General features: G+C 66.7%; 19 protein-coding genes. 12 read left to right on the top strand and 7 right to left on the bottom strand.

Going from position 1 to position 18,780, the window contains the following annotated elements; translation table 11 throughout:
• Positions 1 to 5 precede the first annotated feature (5 nt).
• The 7 genes from RCP80_RS07315 (at position 6) to RCP80_RS07285 (ending at position 6,090) form a co-directional block, all read left to right on the top strand.
• Complete coding sequence (locus RCP80_RS07315; protein WP_308482736.1) at positions 6 to 302, top strand: ferredoxin; 297 nt, start codon at positions 6 to 8, stop codon at positions 300 to 302.
• Positions 299 to 1,990: a thiolase C-terminal domain-containing protein gene (locus tag RCP80_RS07310; RefSeq protein WP_308481702.1), complete on the top strand. Its 1,692-nt coding sequence runs from the start codon at positions 299 to 301 to the stop codon at positions 1,988 to 1,990. Before RCP80_RS07315 ends, RCP80_RS07310 begins: the two co-directional genes overlap by 4 nt.
• Positions 1,991 to 2,045: 55 nt before the next feature.
• A complete protein-coding gene (locus RCP80_RS07305; protein WP_308481701.1) occupies positions 2,046 to 2,969 on the top strand; it encodes an alpha/beta hydrolase in 924 nt (307 codons plus the stop codon).
• A complete protein-coding gene (locus RCP80_RS07300) occupies positions 2,969 to 3,787 on the top strand; it encodes an NAD(P)-dependent oxidoreductase (RefSeq protein ID WP_308481700.1) in 819 nt (272 codons plus the stop codon). The genes RCP80_RS07305 and RCP80_RS07300 overlap by 1 nt, the downstream gene beginning before the upstream one ends.
• A complete protein-coding gene (locus RCP80_RS07295) occupies positions 3,784 to 4,593 on the top strand; it encodes an NAD(P)-dependent oxidoreductase (protein ID WP_308481699.1) in 810 nt (269 codons plus the stop codon). Before RCP80_RS07300 ends, RCP80_RS07295 begins: the two co-directional genes overlap by 4 nt.
• A gap of 97 nt (positions 4,594 to 4,690) precedes the next feature.
• The gene (locus tag RCP80_RS07290; protein WP_308481698.1) at positions 4,691 to 5,893 is read left to right on the top strand and encodes a cytochrome P450; all 1,203 of its coding nucleotides are present in this window, start codon (positions 4,691 to 4,693) and stop codon (positions 5,891 to 5,893) included.
• Positions 5,893 to 6,090 carry a ferredoxin gene (locus tag RCP80_RS07285; RefSeq protein ID WP_308481697.1) on the top strand — a complete coding sequence of 66 codons (198 nt, stop codon included), beginning with the start codon at positions 5,893 to 5,895 and terminating at the stop codon, positions 6,088 to 6,090. The genes RCP80_RS07290 and RCP80_RS07285 overlap by 1 nt, the downstream gene beginning before the upstream one ends.
• A 92-nt stretch (positions 6,091 to 6,182) precedes the next feature.
• On the opposite strand, the gene RCP80_RS07280 is transcribed toward RCP80_RS07285, so the two are convergent.
• The 7 genes from RCP80_RS07280 to RCP80_RS07250 form a co-directional block, all read right to left on the bottom strand.
• Complete coding sequence (locus RCP80_RS07280; protein WP_308481696.1) at positions 6,183 to 6,704, bottom strand: hypothetical protein; 522 nt, start codon at positions 6,702 to 6,704, stop codon at positions 6,183 to 6,185.
• On the bottom strand, positions 6,701 to 7,306 hold the full coding sequence (locus tag RCP80_RS07275) for a TetR/AcrR family transcriptional regulator (RefSeq protein ID WP_308482735.1): 606 nt from the start codon (positions 7,304 to 7,306) through the stop codon (positions 6,701 to 6,703). The genes RCP80_RS07280 and RCP80_RS07275 overlap by 4 nt, the downstream gene beginning before the upstream one ends.
• A 341-nt stretch (positions 7,307 to 7,647) precedes the next feature.
• On the bottom strand, positions 7,648 to 8,805 hold the full coding sequence (locus tag RCP80_RS07270; protein ID WP_308481695.1) for an acyl-CoA dehydrogenase family protein: 1,158 nt from the start codon (positions 8,803 to 8,805) through the stop codon (positions 7,648 to 7,650).
• A gap of 19 nt (positions 8,806 to 8,824) precedes the next feature.
• Positions 8,825 to 9,967, bottom strand: a complete 1,143-nt coding sequence (locus tag RCP80_RS07265) for a thiolase family protein (RefSeq protein WP_308481694.1) — start codon at positions 9,965 to 9,967, stop codon at positions 8,825 to 8,827.
• A gap of 19 nt (positions 9,968 to 9,986) precedes the next feature.
• On the bottom strand, positions 9,987 to 11,216 hold the full coding sequence (locus RCP80_RS07260) for a CaiB/BaiF CoA transferase family protein (RefSeq protein WP_308481693.1): 1,230 nt from the start codon (positions 11,214 to 11,216) through the stop codon (positions 9,987 to 9,989).
• Positions 11,217 to 11,300: 84 nt separating this feature from the next.
• A complete protein-coding gene (locus tag RCP80_RS07255; RefSeq protein ID WP_308481692.1) occupies positions 11,301 to 12,479 on the bottom strand; it encodes an acyl-CoA dehydrogenase family protein in 1,179 nt (392 codons plus the stop codon).
• Between the two features lie 117 nt (positions 12,480 to 12,596).
• Entirely contained in the window at positions 12,597 to 13,895 is a 1,299-nt protein-coding gene (locus tag RCP80_RS07250; RefSeq protein ID WP_308481691.1) for an amidohydrolase family protein, read from the bottom strand.
• Between the two features lie 443 nt (positions 13,896 to 14,338).
• On the opposite strand from RCP80_RS07250, the gene RCP80_RS07245 reads away from it, so the two are divergent.
• The 5 genes from RCP80_RS07245 to RCP80_RS07225 are packed head-to-tail and all read left to right on the top strand — an operon-like array spanning position 14,339 to position 18,778.
• Positions 14,339 to 15,667: an SRPBCC family protein gene (locus RCP80_RS07245; protein ID WP_308481690.1), complete on the top strand. Its 1,329-nt coding sequence runs from the start codon at positions 14,339 to 14,341 to the stop codon at positions 15,665 to 15,667.
• Positions 15,660 to 16,004, top strand: coding sequence for a hypothetical protein (locus RCP80_RS07240; RefSeq protein WP_308481689.1), 345 nt, complete (start codon positions 15,660 to 15,662; stop codon positions 16,002 to 16,004). Before RCP80_RS07245 ends, RCP80_RS07240 begins: the two co-directional genes overlap by 8 nt.
• A 2-nt stretch (positions 16,005 to 16,006) precedes the next feature.
• The gene (locus tag RCP80_RS07235) at positions 16,007 to 17,227 is read left to right on the top strand and encodes a metal-dependent hydrolase family protein (RefSeq protein ID WP_308481688.1); all 1,221 of its coding nucleotides are present in this window, start codon (positions 16,007 to 16,009) and stop codon (positions 17,225 to 17,227) included.
• Entirely contained in the window at positions 17,211 to 17,657 is a 447-nt protein-coding gene (locus tag RCP80_RS07230) for a nuclear transport factor 2 family protein (RefSeq protein WP_308481687.1), read from the top strand. Before RCP80_RS07235 ends, RCP80_RS07230 begins: the two co-directional genes overlap by 17 nt.
• Positions 17,654 to 18,778 (top strand): acyl-CoA dehydrogenase family protein, encoded by a 1,125-nt coding sequence (locus RCP80_RS07225; RefSeq protein WP_308481686.1) that lies wholly within the window; start codon positions 17,654 to 17,656, stop codon positions 18,776 to 18,778. The genes RCP80_RS07230 and RCP80_RS07225 overlap by 4 nt, the downstream gene beginning before the upstream one ends.
• Positions 18,779 to 18,780: the final 2 nt, after the last annotated feature.

Below are 18,780 nucleotides of genomic sequence, written 5' to 3'. Positions count from 1 at the left end.
AGAACATGCGGATCAAACTGGACCGCACGATGTGCGACGGATTCGGAATCTGCGCCAAGCATGCGCCGGAATACTTCTCGCTCGACGACTGGGGTTACGCCGTGCTCGTGGGCGACGGGAATGTGCCCGAACAAGACCGCGATGCGGTCATGCGGGCGCTGCTGGACTGCCCGGTGCACGCGATCATGGAGATCAGCGAGCGCCGCCCCGAACCGCCGCCGCCGCCACCACCCACCGACGAAGATCCGGCCGCGCGCCTCAACGTCGACGACAACGAAGCAGAATGGGGATTCACCCGATGAGTTCATCCGACGCGCCCACCCGGCTGCCGCTCCCCCAGCTCACGCTGGACAACGAATTCTTCTGGACCGCAGGCGCCGACGGAGTGCTGCGCATCTGTGAATGCGGCGACTGCAACGCGCTGATCCACCCGCCGCAGCCGGTGTGCCGCTACTGCCGCAGCCACAACATGGGTGTGCGGGAGGTGTCCGGGCGCGCGGTACTGGCCGGCTTCACCGTCAACCACCGCTTCAGCCTGCCGGGCCTGCCCGCCCCGTACGTGGTGGCGCAGGTCGCGCTCGAGGAGGACCCGCGGGTCCGGCTCACCACCAACATCCTGGTCGACATCGATCTCGACGGTGGCGACGGCAGCGGAGTGGTGGACCTGGAACTGGGTCAGATCGTCCAGGTGGAATTCGAGAAGGCCGACGACGTCTACCTGCCGCTGTTCCGCCCCGTCACTCCCAAGGAGACCGGCGCGCTGCCGACGGATGAGATTGCCCCGGAAGACTTTTCCAAGCACGTCCGACCGATGGCGCGGCAGGAGAAGTTCGAGGACAAGGCCGCGATCACCGGGATCGGGGCCTCCCGCATGGGCCGCCGGCTGATGGTCCCGCCGCTGTCGCTGACGATCGAGGCCTGCGAGGCGGCGATCGCCGACGCCGGGCTGACAATGGCCGACATCGACGGGTTGTCCACCTATCCGGGCCTGGACGTGGCCGGAATGGGCGAAGGCGGGGTCAGCGCACTCGAGGGTGCCCTCGGCATTCAGCCGACATGGATCAACGGCGGCATGGACACCTTCGGCCCGGGCGGCTCGGTGATCGCCGCGGTGATGGCCGTCGCCACCGGGATGGCGCGGCACGTGTTGTGTTTCCGCACGCTGTGGGAGGCGACGTTCAGCCAACTCCTCAAGGAGGGCAAGGCTGCTCCGCCGGGCGGCATGCGGACCACCAACTGGCAGGCGCCGTTCGGCGCCACGTCGGCCGCGCATACGCTCGCGCTCAACGCGCAGCGGCACTTCCACCGTTACGGCACCACCCGGGAAACCCTGGGCTGGATCGCGCTGAATCAGCGCGCCAACGCCGCACTGAACCCCACCGCGATCTACCGCGACCCGATGACGATGGCGGACTACCTGTCGGCGCGGCTGATCACGACGCCGTTCGGCCTGTATGACTGCGATGTCCCGTGCGACGGTGCGGTGGCGGTGATCGTCTCGGCGGTCGACACGGCCGCGGATCTGGCCAAACCGCCGGTGTACTTCGAAGCGGTCGGCACCCAGATCATCGAGCGCACCGACTGGGACCAGACCACCCTGACCCACGAACCGCAGGTGCTGGGTCAGTCGGCGCACCTGTGGACGCGCACGTCGCTGCGGCCCGACGATGTCGATGTCGCCGAGCTGTACGACGGTTTCAGCTTCAACTGCCTGTCGTGGCTGGAGGCGCTGGGCTTCTGCGGTATCGGCGAGGCCAAGGACTTCCTCGACGGCGGAGCGAACATTGCCCGCGACGGCGTGATCCCGCTGAACACGCACGGCGGGCAGCTCTCGCACGGCCGCACGCACGGCATGGGCCTGCTCCACGAGGCGGTCACGCAGCTGCGCGGCGAGGGCGGCGACCGGCAGGTCGCCGACGCACGGGTAGCGGTGGTCAGCAGCGGCGGCCTGACCCCGAGCGGAGTGATGCTGCTCCGGGCCGACGCGTGAGCGACGCAGCCGCTGAGGGACGAAGCGGCGGAGGAGTCACGCAATGGAACCACGCGTGAGCGAAAACGGTACGCCGACACCGCGGGTCGTCCTGGTCGACGGGGTGCCGATGTCCGGCCTGCTGGCGGTGCCGGCGGCCGGCGTCGCCCCGCTCGCGGTGGTCGTCGCCATCCACGGGGGCGCCACCACGGGCGCCTACTTCGACTGTCCGGGCCACCCGCATCTTTCGCTGCTGCGCCTCGGCGCCCGGCTCGGATTCACCGTGATCGCCCTGGATCGGCCCGGCTTCGGCAGCTCCGCGCTGTACGCCGAGGAGTTCACCGACCCGGCCCGCCGCACCGAAATGGCCTACGCGGCCATCGATGCCATCCTCGGCGACCGCGACCGCGGTGCCGGATTGTTCGTCCTGGCCCATTCCAACGGCACCGAATTGGCGCTGCGGCTGGCCGCTGATCCGAACCGCGCCGATGACCTGCTGGGAATCGAGATCTCCGGCACCGGACTGCGCCAGCAGGAGGCCGCGGCCGCGGTGCTCTCGACGGCGTCGATCACCAACGTGCCAACCGGTCTGCGCGAACTGCTGTGGGAGCCCGCGCAGATGTATCCCGACGGCATCGCGGGTGCCGTGCGGGTCAAAGCCGGCCCCATCTCACCGGGCTACGAGGCCGGCCTGGTGTCGAGCTGGGCCTCGGTGATCACCGAACTGGCTGCGCGCGTGCGGGTCCCGGTGCGCTACGCACTGGCGGAGTTCGAACGGGTGTGGTCGGTTGATGACGCGGCGGTCCAGACCGTGGTGGGTCTGTTCGCCGCGGCGCCGCAGGTGCGGACCGCGACGAAGATCCACGGCGGGCACAACCTGAGTTTGGGCCACACCGCGGCCGCATATCACTTGAGTGCGTTGTCATTTGCCGAAGAGTGCCGGGTCCGCAGCACGTTGCGAGCCCGAGCCACAACCGATTTCTCGATGGAGGGCACATAATGCGAGTCGGATTCATTGGACTGGGAAGCCAGGGCGGTCCGATGGCACGTGCCATCGTCGAGGCCGGCGTACCGACGACGCTGTGGGCGCGCCGCGCGGCATCGCTGGAACCCTACGCCGACACCGCCGCGAAGGTTGCGGGCACGCCGGCAGAATTGGCCGCCGACTGCGACATCGTCTGCCTGTGTGTGGTCGGCGACGACGATGTGCGCGAACTGTGCGAGGGCGAGGGCGGCCTGCTGGCCGCCATGAAGCCCGGTGGCGTCATCGTTATCCACAGCACCGTGCACCCGAACACGTGCCGCGAGTTGGCGGAAAAGGCTGCCGCCAAGCAGGTCTCGGTACTGGATGCACCGGTCAGCGGCGGCGGCCCCGCCGTCGAGGCCAAACAACTGCTGGTGATGGTCGGCGGCACGGAGGCCGACCTCGAGAAGTGCCGCCCGGTGTTCGAAACCTACGCCGACCCAATTGTGCACCTTGGTCCGCTCGGCGCCGGACAGGTCAGCAAGATCCTGAACAACCTGCTGTTCAGCGCGAACCTGGGCACCACCATGAGCCTGCTGGAACTCGGCGAGGAACTGGGGGTGGACCGCACCAAGATGTGCGAGGTGCTCAGCCGTGGCTCCGGCACCAGCAAGGCGCTGAACAGCATCGCGATGTTCGGGGGCACCCTCGAGCATCTGGCGCCGATCGCCGGTGGGCTGCTGCAGAAGGATGTCCGACTGGCCGCCGACCTGGCCGCGCGCGCCGACGCCCCGGAGGGCACGGTGTTCACCGCGGCCGACACCGCGCTGGGTCACATGGACCACCCGCGATGAAGGTGGGCTTCGTCGGGGCGGGCCGGATGGGCACGCCCATGATCGAACGGTTGCTCGGTGCCGGCCACGACGTCGTCGCGCTGGGCCGATCCGACGAGAAACGCACGGCCCTCCGCGATCTCGGCGCCACCGCGGTCGCCGAGGTAACCGCGGTCGCCGTCGGCGCCGAGGTGGTCGTGGTGTGCGTGTTCACCGATGACCAGGTGCGCGAACTCTGCCTCGACGCGCCCGCCGGGAACGGATTACTTGCAGCGATGCAGCCGGGTTCGGTGCTGGTGCTGCACACCACGGGCAGCCCCGCTACGGCCGGCGCAGTGGCCGAGGTCGCCGCCGCGCGGGGGATCGGCGTGATCGACGCGCCGGTCAGCGGCGGCCCACACGACATCGCGGCCGGAGCGATCACGCTGTACCTCGGGGGCAGCGATGCTGCGGTGGCAACAGCCCGGCCGGCGCTGGCGGCCTACGGGGAACCCGTCGTCCACGTCGGGCCGCTGGGCTGCGGTCAGAAGATGAAGCTGATCAACAACACCGTGTTCGCCGCCCAGATCGGGCTGGTCGCCGAGGCGGCGAAGCTCGCCGAACACCTCGGAATCGAGGAATCCGCGATGCTCGCGGCACTGCCACACGGCAGCGGCGCCAGCCGGGCGATGGGCAACATTGCCCGCGCCGGATCGACCGCGGGGTTCGTCACCGCCGTCGGCGAGTTCCTCGACAAGGACGTGACCGTAGTTCGGCGCACCGCAGCGGAACTCGGCACGGACCTGGGTCGGCTCGAAGCCCTCGTCGACGCCGGACTCGGCAGGTGAATCCGCCCTTTTCGGCCCGGCGGGACCACGCTACTGTTAACGTTACAGTTAAACCGTCATCCGTAACATTCGCACCTCGTAGCCCCGGAGGCCGCACATGACCAAGCCCCAGGTCATCTTCGACCCGTTTTCAGACGAATACTTCGACGATCCCTACGACATCTATCTGCGGATGCAGGACGAGGCTCCGGTCTACTACAGCGAGGAATTGGACTTCTTCGCGCTGACCCGGCACGCCGATGTCGCGGCGGCGCTGAAGGACCACGAGACCTACTCCTCGGCCCGCGGCTGCGACCTGGCGATGGTGACCTCCGAAGAGGGACCACAGAAGCTGGTCATGTTCATGGATCCGCCGGACCACCGGGTGATGCGGAGCCTGGTGAACAAGGCGTTCACCCCGCGGGCGATCCAGTCGCAGCGCGAGACGGTCGAGCATTTGATCGACCACTATCTGAGCCAGGCCGACCCCGACAACTTCGACGTGGTCCAAGATTTCTCCGGCCCGTTCCCGGTCGAGGTGATCACCCGGATGGCCGGGGTGCCCGAGGAGTATGGGCAGCAGGTGCGGCACTGGATCGACACCTCGCTGACCCGGGAACCGGGCAACATCGGCTACACCGAGGCCGGCATGGCGGCCGCCATCGAATCGGGCATGTATTACTACAAGCTGGCGCAGGAGCGGCGCGCCAACCCGCAGGACGACATGCTGAGTCGGCTGATTGCCGCGGAGATCCTCGCCGAGGACGGTCAGCTGCGCAAGCTCGACGACGTCGAGATCGCCGGATTCGCCTCACTGCTCGGTGGCGCCGGCGCCGAAACCGTCACCAAACTCCTCGGCAACGCGATGGTGACCTTCGCCAAGAACCCGGACCAGTGGCAGAAGTTGCTCGACGACCGCAGCAAGGTGCCGGCCGCGGTGGAAGAGATGTTGCGCTTCGACGGTCCGGTGCACTACAACGTGCGCTTCACCCTCAAGGAAACACAACTGCACGGCGTCACCATTCCGGCAGGCAAACCGGTGTTCCTGATGTATGCCGCGGCCAACCGGGACCCGCGGGCGTTCACCGACGCGCATGTCTTCGACATTGACCGCGACCGTAGCGAGGCGCAGAACCTCGGCCTCGGGTACGGCATCCACAGCTGCCTCGGGGCGGCGCTGGCCCGCCTGGAAACAACGATCGCCATGGAACGACTGCTCGACTTCATGCCCCGTTACGAGGTGAAATGGGAGGGTCTGACGAAGGTGAAGATGCAGAATGTCGGTGGCTACAACCGCGTCCCAGTGAAGGTCTTGCGCTGATGGTGAAGAAGGTAGAGGTCGACTTCGAACTCTGTGAGGCCAACGGGGTGTGCATGGGCATCATCCCGGAGGTATTCGAACTCGACGACGATGATTATCTGCACGTCCTCACCGACGAGGTGACGCCCGAGAACGAGGAGCAGATCCGCGAGGCCGTGCGGCAGTGCCCGCGGCAGGCGATCACGATCCGGGAGTAACTCCTCCAAGAGCACCGCGAGCGTCCACGTTGGTACGGGATCGTGAAGATTTCCGTACCGGAGTGGACGCTCGCGCTTTTGGTGGTGCCCGTCTAGCTCGCGGGCACCAGGTCCGCGGCCACCGGGCAGCTTTCGGGCGTGCCGCTGCGGAACAGCTCGGTGCGCCCTAGATGCACATCCGGACAGTCCAGTGCGGCTAGCGCCTGAGCCTTGAAGGCGCGGGCGGCCACGCTGAGTCGGTGCTGCACCGAACCGACACTGTTGCTGTCGAGTTCGGCCGGCCAGCTCTCACCCCACAGCGTGACTTCGGTGTGTCCGCTGTCGAGCGCCTGTTGCACGCCGGCACGGATCCGGGCGTCCTGCCCGTACAGGTCCGCCGCCACCGCCAGCGCATGCGGATGCGTGCCACGCGGACCGGTCAGCAAGGCCGACTCGAGATCGCCCGTGTCGGCGCCGAGGATCTGCAGCGCGCGATCGTCGGCGGCGTCCAAACGCGCGGGGTCGACGAGCACCCGGACGTCCCAGCCCGCCATCACGCGGTCGAACATCCAGCCGCCGGCGGCCCGCACCGCCTCGACCACGCTGGGCGCCACCACGTCCAGGCGGTACCTCACGATGTGCCTTTCGGGGCGAATTCCTCCCCCAGCGACTTTGCGTACTCGCGCAACGCTTCCTGCAGCGGTATTGATGGATCCAGCAACCATGAGATTTCCAATCCGTTGACGAGGGACACGATTTGCACGGCCTTGAGCGCTGGGTCGATGTCACTGCGGTACTTCCCCGATGCCTGGCCCCGACGGATGAGGCCGGCCACGATCTCCACTGCGGCCTGCTGTCTGGCCAACAGACGGTCATGCAGCGGGGCATCCGGCATCAGGTTTTCCACCAGTAGTACCGAGTACGTACCGACGAGTTCGGGGGCGCGGTCGACCCGATCTCCCGCGCGGGCAATCTGCTCGAGGAGGTCTCCGGACCGATCGGCGTGCGAGTCGTCATCGGCGTCGCGAGCATCCACCACCGCATGCAGCAGCTGTTCTTTGGACTCGAAGTGATGCAGGAGGCCCGCGGCGCTGACGCCGGCCTCCCTGGCAATCTGCGCGAGCGAGGTGTGCCGCCAGCCGCTCTGGGTGAGCAACCGCTGCGCGGCGGCGAGAATCCGGAGCTTGCGGTCCTCACCTTTGGCGAGCAACGTCGCATAAGGCCTGGCAGATGTCACGGCGGGGGGGCTTTCCGGTCGGGTCAAACCTACTTAATGAACATACAGTAGGTTGGATTTGCCGGTGTGACAAGTGTCTCTTCGGGTTTGTTTCGTTACTCGTCACACCTGCCACAGTGGTGGCCCGACGATAGCCCGGATGCCCCGGGCGTGAGATCGCATCACCCGAGATTGCGGTGACGGCGTCGAGGTTGCGCGCAGGGCGGAAATTGGGCGCTGTTTTCGCCACAGCTTCCATCCCGACGCCGTCACTGCAATTTCGGCCAGGGGGGCAGCCTCGCACTCGGCGCCGCCACGTCCATCTCGACGGCGTCACCCCCGCGGCCCGGCCGCGCCGGCGGTCAGAGACCGAGCGATTTGGCGATGATCACCTTCATGACCTCGCTGGTACCCGCATAGATGCGGGCCACCCGAGCGTCGGTGTACAACCGCGCGATCGGATACTCCATCATGTAGCCGTAGCCGCCGAAAAGCTGTAGGCAGCGGTCCACGACCCGGGCCTGCATCTCGGTGCAGAACAGTTTGACTCGGGCCGCGTCGGCACCGGACAGCTCGCCCTCGACGTGCTCGGCCACCGCCTGATCGAGCATCGCCTGCGCGGCCTCGACCTCCGCGGAGCAGGACGCCAGTTCGAATTTGGTGTTTTGGAACGACGCCACGGGTGTGCCGAAGGCCTTGCGGGTCTTGGTGTAGTCGATGGCCGCGACGATCGCCGAACGCGCCTGCGCGACGGAGCCGACCGCGACGGTGAGGCGTTCCTGGGCCAGGTTGTGCCCCAGATAGGAGAAGGCCTCCCCCTCCTCCCCCAGCCGGTTGGTGATCGGCACCCGGACATCGGTGAACGACAGTTCGGCGGTGTCCTGGACCTTGCAGCCCATCTTCTCCAGCTCGCGGCCGCGTTCGAACCCCGGCATGCCGTCCTCGACGACGAGCAGGGTGAGGCCGCGCCGCCGGTTCTCGGGGTCGGTCGACGTGCGGGCGACGACGATCACCAGGTCGGCCTGCATCCCGCCGGTGATGAAGGTCTTCGCGCCGTTGAGCACGTAATGGTCGCCGTCGAGTCGCGCGGTGGTCCGTACCCCGGCCAGATCGGACCCGGTACCGGGCTCGGTCATCGCGACCGCCGTCAGCAGTGTGCCCGCCGCCAGCCCCGGGAACCACCGCTGGCGTTGTTCCTCGTTGGCGTAGTGCAGGAAGTACGGCAGGATCACCTCGAGTTGCGTGCGCACCGTCGAGAGCGTGACGAGGGCGCGGGCCGCCTCCTCCTGCAACACCACGTTGTAGCGGTAGTCCGGTTGCCCGCCACCGCCGTACTCCTCGGGGATGGCCATGCCCATCATCCCGGTGGCGCCGAGCTTGGCGAACGCCTCGCGTGGCATCCGGCCGGCCTTCTCCCAATGCGGGTACGCCGGCACGACCTCCTTCTCGATGAAGGAGCGAGCCAGGTCCCGAAAGCCGTCGAATGCCTCGGCATCGTCGGTGAACAGCGTGCGACGCACAGTCTTCTCCTCGTTGGTGCTAGACGAGCTCGACCACGGTGGCGTTGGCCGTGCCGCCGCCCTCGCACATGGTCTGCAACCCGTAGCGAATGCCGTTGTCGCGCATGTGATGAATCATCCGGGTCATCAGTACCGCCCCGGAGGCACCCAGCGGGTGACCCAGTGCGATGGCCCCGCCGAGCGGGTTGAGCCGGTCCACGTCGGCCCTGGTGTCGGCCAGCCAAGCCATCGGCACCGGCGCAAACGCCTCGTTGACCTCGAACACGCCGATGTCGCCAATGCCCAAACCGGCCTTGCGCAGCACCTTCTCGGTGGCCGGGATCGGACCGGTCAGCATCAGCACCGGATCGGCGCCGGTGACCGCGCCGGCGACGTAGCGCGCCAGCGGGGTCATCCCGAGGTCGCGCGCACGCTCGGCGGTCATCACCAGCAGCGCGGCGGCACCGTCGGAGATCTGCGAGGAGTTCCCGGCGTGGATCATGCCGTCGTCTTTGAATGCCGGCTTGAGCCCGGCGAGTTTCTCCACCGTGGTGCCGCGCCGGATGCCCTCGTCGGCGTCGACCACGCCGGCCTCGGTGGACACCGGCACGATCTGATCGGCGAACGCGCCGGCGTCCTGCGCCGCGGCAGCCAGTTCATGCGAGCGGACGGCGTACTCGTCGACCGCGGTCCGGTCGAAGCCCCATTTCGCACAGATCATTTCGGCGCCGGTGCCCTGGTTGAACTCGAAACCGCCATAGCGGGCAAGGGCTTTCGGGCCGTAGGGCATCCCGGTTGCGCGCGCGGCGCCCAACGGGACCCGGCTCATGACCTCCACGCCGCCGGCGACCACGACATCCTGCTGACCGGACATCACCGCTTGCACCGCGAAATCTAGCGCCTGCTGGCTGGATCCGCAGGCCCGGTTCACCGTGGTCCCCGGGATGTGTTCGGGCCAACCGGCTGCCAGCACCGCGTAGCGCCCGATGTTGCTGGACTGATCGCCCACCTGGGACACGCAGCCCCAGATGACGTCGTCGACGGTCTCGACGTCGAGTCCGGTGCGCGCCGCCAGTTCGGTCAGCACCAGTGCCGACAGGTCGGCGGCATGCGTTTGGGCGAGCCCGCCGTTGCGCTTGCCGACCGGCGTGCGTACCGCCCCGACGATGACTGTTTCTCGCATTGTTCCTCCGCCTTGAATCTCAGTGCGTCATAGCCGAATAGGACGGCCCGATCGCGCCCTGCTCACGTAGTTGCGCGATGCCCGCCGCGTCGAAGCCCAGTTCGGTCAGCAGCGCGTCGGTGTGTTCGCCGAGTCCCGGGACCGCGCCCATGGGCTGTTCGAAGCCCTCGATCACCGGCGGCGGCAGCAAGGCCGAGATCGGCCCCTTCGGGGTGTCGACCTGCCGCCAGCGATCGCGGGCCTGCAGCTGTGGATGCGCGATGACCTCGCTGGGCCGGTTGTACCGGGAGTTACCGATCCCCGCCTCGTCGGCCTTGTGTTGGATGAAGTCCAGATCGTGTTGGGCGCACCAGGATTCGATGGCCGCGTTGAGTGTATCGCGGTGGGCGCAGCGCTGGGAGTTGGATCGGTAGCGAGGATCGTCGGCCAGGTCGGGGCGATCGATGATCTCGCGCGCCAGCCGTTGCCACTCGCGGTCGTTGGTGGTTCCCAACACCACGGTCTGGCCATCGCGGGTGGGGAACGATCCGTACGGAGCCACCGCCGGCGAACTCATGCCGAGCGGCTCCTGATCGATCCCGGAGTGCTGGGTGTAGGTCAGTTGATAGCCCATGATGTCGGTCATGGTGTCGAACAGGCTGACGGCCACCCCGGGGGCGGTTCCGGCACCGTGGCGCTCGCGCGCGATGAGCAGCGCCATGATCGACAGCGCCGCATACAACCCGGTGGAGACGTCGGCCACCGGCGGGCCCGGCTTGGCCGGCATGCCCGGATACCCCGTCGCCGCGCAGGTGCCCGACTCCGCCTGCACCAGCAGGTCGTAGGCCCGCTTGTGGGAGATCGGGCCACCGGGCCCGTAACCGTCGATCTCCACCGGGATCACGTTCGGGTGCCGCGCACGCAGGTCGGAGGCCGCCAGCTGCATCCGTGCCAGTGCCCCGGGAGCGAGGTTGGACACCAGCGCGTCGGCGCGGTCCAGCAGTCGGTGCAGGATGTCGATGCCGGCGGGCGACTTCAGGTCCAAGGTGATGGACTCCTTGCCGCGGTTGGCCCAGACAAAGTGGGCCGCAAGGCCGTTCGGTCCGTTCACCACGTCGTCGTAGTCCCGGGCGAAGTCCCCGCCCTTGGGGTTCTCCACCTTGATGACGCGGGCGCCGAAGTCGGAGAGCACCCGGGTGCACATCGGTGCCGAGATGGCCTGTTCCATCGCCACTACGGTGATCCCGGCCAACGGGGCGGTGTTCTGCATACGGTTCACATAACCACGCCGCCGACAACCGGCAGCATCTGCCCGTTGATTCGCGCCGCGGTGTCGGTGGTCATGACGTAATCCTCAGTAGCTGCGCGGTAGGCCCAGGACGTGGGACCCCAGGTAGTTCAGGATCATCTCCTGGCTGACCGGGGCGATCTTCATCAGGCGCGACTCCCGGAAGAAGCGCGAGATGTTGTACTCCTCGGAGTAACCCATGCCGCCGTGGGTCTGTAGGGCACGATCGGCGGCCCCGAAGCCGGCGTCGGCGCAGAGGTATTTGGCCATGTTGGCCTCGCGCCCACACGGTTTCCCGTTGTCATAGAGCCAGGTCGCCTTGCGCAGGATCAGCTCCGCTGCGTCGAGGCGGGCCAACGAGTCCGCCAACGGGAACTGGATGCCCTGATTCATGCCGATCGGCCGATCGAAGACGTGCCGCTCGTTGGCGTACTTGACCGCCCGGTCCAGCGCCACCCGACCGATGCCGAGCGCCTCGGCCGCGATCAGCATCCGCTCCGGGTTCAGCCCGTGCAGGATGTACTGGAATCCCTTGCCCTCCTCGCCGATTCGATCCTCGACGGGCACCCGCAGGTCGTCGATGAACAGCTCGTTGGACGAGACTGCGTTGCGGCCCATCTTGCGGATCGGCCGGATGTCGACCCGGGCGCGGTCCAGATCCGTGAGGAACAGTGACATCCCGTCGGTCTTCTTGGTGACGTCGTCATAGGGGGTGGTCCGGGCCAAAAGCAGGATCTTCTCCGACTCCAACGCCTTGGAGATCCACACCTTGCGTCCGTTGACCACGTAATGATCGCCGTCCCGCTTGGCAAAGGTCGTGATGCGCGAGGTGTCCAGACCCGCGCCGGGTTCGGTGACCCCGAAGCAGACGTGCAGGTCGCCCGTGACGATGCGGGGCAGCGTGGCGGCCTTCATCTCGTCCGAGCCGAACACCACCACCGGTTGCATCCCGAAGATCGACAGGTGGATGGCGCTCGCGGCGTTCATCGCACCACCGGAGCGCGCGACCTCCTCGGCCAGGATGGTGGCCTCGGTGATGCCCAATCCGTGTCCGCCGTACTGCTCGGGAATGGTCATGCCGAGCCAGCCGCCCTTGGCGATGGCGTCGTAGAACTCCTGGGGGAACTCGTGCTCCTGGTCCTTGGTCATCCAGTAGTGGTCGTCGAACTTCGACGCCAACTCGGCCACCGATTTCCGGATCAGCTGCTGATCCTCGGTCAGGTCGAAACTCATTCCGCCAGACATGTTGTGTCCCTCACGTTCTCACTGATGCAATATTCGTTGCCGCCGCACGTGGACGGCAACCGAGCGGCCGCCACCGGCTACCGGTGGCGGCCCACCCGCTGTTCTCGAATCCGGCAATTACCGGGCTGAGGAGTTCGCCTCGGCGGCCGCGGTCAGCGCGTCCATGCCCACGGCCGCATGGGGATCGCGGTCGTGCGACAGGGCCTGAATCGAAACATCGTGCCCTTCGACGGATTTGCGCAGCGCCCCGACGGTGGCCTGGTCCTTGGGGATGTGTGCAAACGGTTCGAACTGGTAGAGGCGCATGGCGTTCTCGTGGGTCATCTTGTTGATCTCGTCGTCGGAGACCTCATAGGTGTCGAAGACCGCGGAGAGTTCCTCCGGGGCCCCGGGCCACATCGAGTCGCTGTGGGGGTAGTCCATTTCCCAGCAGATGTTGTCGACCCCGATCAGGTGCCGGTTCTTCACGCCCACCGGATCGGAGATGAAGCACGTCATGAAGTGCTCCCGGAACACCTCCGAGGGCAGCTTGCCGCCGAAGTCCTGTTTGGTCCAGGTCGAATGCATCTCGTAGGTGCGATCCACCCGGTCCAGGAAGTACGGAATCCAACCCGTGCCGCCCTCACTCAACGCGATCTTCAGCGTCGGGAACTCCTTGATCGGCGCCGACCACAACAGATCCGCGGCGGCCTGCACGATGTTCATGGGCTGCAGCGTGATCATCACGTCCATCGGCGCATCCGGGGCGGTGATCGCCAGCTTGCCCGAGGATCCGATGTGCACGTTCATGATCGTCTCGGTATCGACCAGCGCTTCCCACATCGGACGCCAGTACTCCAGGTCATGGAAGGACGGGTAGCCCAGCGTGGAGGGGTTTTCGGTGAAAGTCAGCGAGTGCACCCCCTTCTCGGCAACACGACGAATCTCCTGGGCGCACAGGTTCGGGTTCCAGATCGCCGGAATCGCCATCGGGATGAAGCGTCCCGGGTGGCTGCCGCACCACTCGTCGATATGCCAGTCGTTGTAGGCCTGTACCAGGGCCATCGAGAAGTCGTCGTCGTCGGTGGCGAACAGCCGCGCCGCGAATCCGGGGAACGACGGGAAGTTCATGGTGGCCAACACCCCGCCGGCGCTCATGTCCTTGACCCGCTCCGCGGGGTCGTAGCAGCCCTTGCGGATCTCATCGAGGCCCTGGGGTTCCAGCCCGTATTCCTCCTTGGGTCGACCGGCCACCGCGTTGAGTGCCACGTTCGGGATCACCACATCGCGGAACTGCCAGGTATCGGACCCGTCGGCGTTGTGCACCAGCCGCGGCGCCTCGTCGGCGTACTTGGCCGGCAGGTGGTTCTTGAACATGTCCGGCGGTTCGATGATGTGATCGTCCACCGAAATCAAAATCATGTCGTCTTTGTGCATGGCACTTCCTTCCATGTAGGGCACCCGGGCCCTGGCTGTTCGGATCTCCGGGCGGCCACACCGACGGCAACGCGCGAAACTTCCCGCGTTCTCTCAAGTAGGAAACTAGCTTCTCGCTTGCCGAGAATCAATATCCGCCACCCTCCCGCACAATCGCCTTCCGGGCGAATCCGCTGGTCGGCGGCACGGTCCGGGATTCGGACCGGTGACGCGCCCAGAACCCGACGTTGACCAAACGGCAAGTTAGTGGAAATCTGTTATCCGGATATGAGAATATGATTCTCGTGAGCGAGAGGAGACCGGTCTGATGACATCATCGACGTCGCGCATATGCGACATCGGGGCGCCCCCAGCCGGCTCCGCTCGCCTCCGGCCTCAGCCCCCGAGGCTTCGCCGCCCCGCGTCGGCACGGCACCGCGCGTCGTAAAGAACAGGAGATACCAATGGCTTACTTTCCGAAACCGGCCGTCGGCAGCTGGACCGAGAACTGGCCCGAGCTCGGCACCGCGCCGGTCGACTACACCGACTCCATTGACCCCGAGCACTGGAAGCTGGAACAGCAGGCGATCTTCCGCAAGCTGTGGCTACAGGTCGGCCGCGTCGAGCGGCTCCCCAAGACCGGAAGCTACTTCACCCGCGAAATGCCGTCAGTGGGCGCCGGCACCTCGATCATCCTCGTCAAGGACAAGGACGGCGAGGTTCGGGCGTTCTACAACATGTGCCGGCACCGCGGCAACAAGCTGGTCTGGAACGACTACCCCAATGAGGAGGTCTCTGGCAGCTGCCGACAGTTCACCTGCAAGTACCACGCGTGGCGGTACAGCACCAAGGGCGACCTGACCTTCATCCAGCAGGAAGACGAGTTCTTCGACGTGGACAAGGCCGACTATGGCCTGCGGCCCGTGCGCTGCGAGATCTGGGAGGGCTTCATCTTCGTCAACTTCGACGATGATGCCGAACCTTTGGTCGACTACCTCGGCGACTTCGGCAAGGGCCTGGAGGGTTACCCCTTCCACGAGATGACCGAGGTCTACAGCTACCGCTCCGAGATCAAGGCGAACTGGAAGCTGTTCATCGACGCATTCGTCGAGTTCTACCACGCGCCGATCCTGCACATGAAGCAGGCAACCAAGGAAGAGGCCGAGAAGCTGGCCAAGATCGGCTTCGAGGCGCTGCATTACGACATCAAGGACCAGCACTCGATGATCTCGTCCTGGGGCGGCATGTCACCGCCGAAGGACCTCAACATGGTCAAGCCCATCGAGCGGATCCTGCACAGCGGTCTGTTCGGCCCGTGGGACCGGCCCGACATCAAGGGCATCCTGCCGGATGAGCTGCCACCGGCGGTCAACCCGGCCCGCCAGCCCACCTGGGGTCAGGACTCGTTCGAGTTCTTCCCCAACTTCACGCTGCTGCTGTGGGTTCCGGGCTGGTACCTGACCTACAACTACTGGCCGACGGGCGTGGACACCCACATCTTCGAGGCGAACCTCTACTTCGTGCCGCCGAAGAACACCCGTCAGCGGTTGAGCCAGGAGCTGGCCGCGGTGACATTCAAGGAGTACGCGCTGCAGGATGCGAATACCTTGGAGGCCACGCAGACTCAGATCGGCACCCGGGCCGTCACCGAGTTCCCGCTGTGCGATCAGGAGATCCTGCTGCGGCACCTGCACCACACCGCACACAAGTATGTCGACAAGTACAAGTTGGAACAGGCCGCCGCCGAGGCCACCAAAAACAACGGGAACCTGAAGGGAGCCGCACATGTCTGACACCAAAGAGGCCTTGCTGCCCGCCGAATTCGCCGACCTGGAGCGGTTCAGCGACTGGATCCTGGCCACCGAGCCGGAGCGCTACGCCAAGCGGCTGGCCTCCTCGATGGACGAGATGCAGGAGCTCTACGACGCCGGCATGGCGCGGCTCGAGGAGGTCATGGTGTACCTCGACGCCCGCTTCCCGCTGCACGACATGCCCGAGCAGGCCAAGCGGCTGATGCATCTGATGCAGTCGGTGGTCATGGTCAGCTTCCCGGTCGAGGTCTGGAAGCAGCCGCGCGTGCTCGACAGTGGCGCGGCATGGGTCGAGATCATCCGGGAGCCGGTGGTCTAGGGGTGATCTCCCTCAAAGCGGCCGGCCTGCTCGACGTCGAGGCCGGGGAGATCATTCGCCCCGGCCTCGTCCACGTCGACGGCGACCGGATCGTCGGGATCGGCGGGGCCCCCGAAGGGGACGTCATCGATCTCGGCGATTCGATCCTGTTGCCCGGCCTGATGGACATGGAGGTCAACCTGCTGATGGGCGGCCGGGGCGAGAACCCGGGCCTGTCCCAGGTGCAGGACGATCCACCGACACGGGTGCTGCGCGCGGTGGGCAACGCCCGCCGCACGCTGCGCGCCGGCTTCACCACGGTGCGCAACCTCGGCCTGTTCGTCAAGACCGGCGGGTATCTGCTGGACGTCGCGCTGGGCAAGGCGATCGACAACGGCCTGATCGAGGGACCGCGAATCATCCCGGCCGGCCACGCCATCACGCCCACCGGCGGGCATCTGGACCCCACCATGTTCGCGGGGTTCATGCCCGGCGTCCTCGAACTGACCATCGAGGAGGGCATCGCCAACGGGGTCGACGAGATCCGCAAGGCCGTGCGCTACCAGATCAAGCACGGCGCACAGCTGATCAAGGTGTGCTGCTCGGGCGGGGTCATGTCGCTGACCGGCGAGGCCGGCGCCCAGCACTATTCGGACGAAGAGTTGCGCGTGATCGTCGACGAGGCACACCGGCGCGGATTGCGGGTGGCCGCGCACACCCACGGTGCCGAGGCCGTCAAACACGCGATCGCGTGCGGGATCGACTGCATCGAACACGGTTTCCTGATGGACGACGAGGCCATCCAGATGCTGGTCGACAATGACCGCTTCCTGGTCAGCACCCGTCGTCTCGCCGAGGCCATGGACGTATCCAAGGCACCAAAGGCCCTGCAGGACAAGGCCGCCGAGATGTTCCCCATGGCACGCACCTCCATCAAGGCGGCCTACGAGGCCGGAGCCAAGATCGCCGTCGGCACCGATGCCCCGGCGATCCCGCACGGCAAGAACGCCGACGAACTGGTCACGCTGGTGGAATGGGGCCTGCCGCCGGCCGCGGTGCTGCGCGCCGCCACGGTGGTGGCCGCGGACCTGATCAACGTCACCGATCGCGGCCGCCTGGCCGCGGGTCTGCTGGCCGACATCATCGCCGTGCCCGGCGATCCGCTGGCCGATATCGGCGTTACACGAAATGTGAACTTTGTAATGAAGGGAGGTAAGGTCTTCCGCAATGACTCCGCCAACTGACAAGCCGACCCGCACCGAGGACCTGATCGAGATCCAGCAGGTGCTCGCCAAATACGCGGTCACCATCACCCAGGGCGACATCGAGGGCCTGATCAGCGTTTTCACGCCGGACGGCACCTACAGCGCGTTCGGGGAGACCTACACGCTGAGCCGGTTCCCGGTTCTCGTCGACGCCGCCCCCAAGGGCCTGTTCATGACGGGCACCGCACTCGTCGACCTGGTTGAAGGCGCCGACACCGCGTCGGGCACCCAGCCGCTGTGCTTCATCGAGCACTCCAAACACGACATGCGGATCGGCTACTACCGCGACACGTATGTCCGCACCGCCGAGGGGTGGCGACTGCAGACGCGCGCCATGACCTTCATCCGACGCAACGGCGACCACGACCACGGGCGTCCCCACGCGATCGGCAGGCCCGAGGCCGGATGACCGAGCTTCACGACCCCGCGGCATTCCGGACCGCGCTGCGCGCCTGGCTGGACGAGAACGACCTGAGCGCGCCGCCCGGTGCGGACAGCCTGGACGCGCATCAGGCGCAGCACCTGCGGGTGTTGAAGGCCCTGTACGACGCGGGCTGGATGCGTTACGGCTGGCCGGAATCCGCCGGGGGTCTCGGCGGCCCGGGCATCCTTCGGGCGATCGTCGGCGAGGAGATCGTCGGTCGTCGGCTGGACCACCCGGGGCCGTACTCGATGCTCGAGGTGCTGACTCCGACGATGATCGACTATGCGCGGCCCGAACTGGCCGCCGAGATGGTGCCGAGGCTGTTGTCGGGCGAGGAATCCTGGTGCCAAGGGTTCTCGGAACCGGGCGCGGGAAGCGATCTGGCGTCGCTGTCGACCCGGGCCGAGCAGCGCGGCGACAGCTGGGTGATCAACGGCCAGAAGGTGTGGACCAGCTTCGCGCAGTACGCCACCCGGTGTGTGTTGCTCACCCGGACCGGCGGGCCGGACACCCCGAGCCACCAGGCCATCACCGCATTCTTCGTCGACCTCGACACCCCGGGTGTCACGGTGCGGCCGCTGCGGACCATGCACGACGTCGACGAGTTCTGCGAGGTGTACTTCGACGACGTGGTGGTCGACGAAAGCCGGATGCTGGGCAAGCCCGGCGACGGCTGGCAGCTGGCGATGGATCTGCTGCCGTACGAACGCTCGACCTGTTTCTGGCAGCGCATCGCCTACCTGTACTCGCGCTTCGATGCCTTGGTCGACGACGTGAAAAGGCAGGGCCAGGCCATCGATTCGGAGATGGGCGACGCGTACCTGGCGTTGCACACGCTGCGCTGCCGATCGCGCGCCACCCAGCATCGGCTCGCCGCGGGCCAGAAGCTGGGTCCGGACACCTCGATCGACAAGGTGCTACTGGCCGGCGCGGAACAACAGCTCTACGACACCGCCCGCAATCTGTTGCCCGGAGTCATCGAGCTCGACGACTCCGAATGGCGGACCGAGTATCTGTACTCGCGGGCGGCCACCATTTACGGCGGCACCGGCGAGGTACAGCGCAACATCATCGCCCGCCGGCTGCTGGATCTCGGGAAGGAGTGATC

The organism is Mycolicibacterium sp. MU0053 (assembly GCF_963378095.1).
In the GTDB taxonomy this organism is placed as follows: domain Bacteria; phylum Actinomycetota; class Actinomycetes; order Mycobacteriales; family Mycobacteriaceae; genus Mycobacterium; species Mycobacterium burgundiense.
The sequence above is the reverse complement of the archived record's forward strand: the minus strand, read 5'-3'. Positions and strand labels throughout refer to the sequence as shown.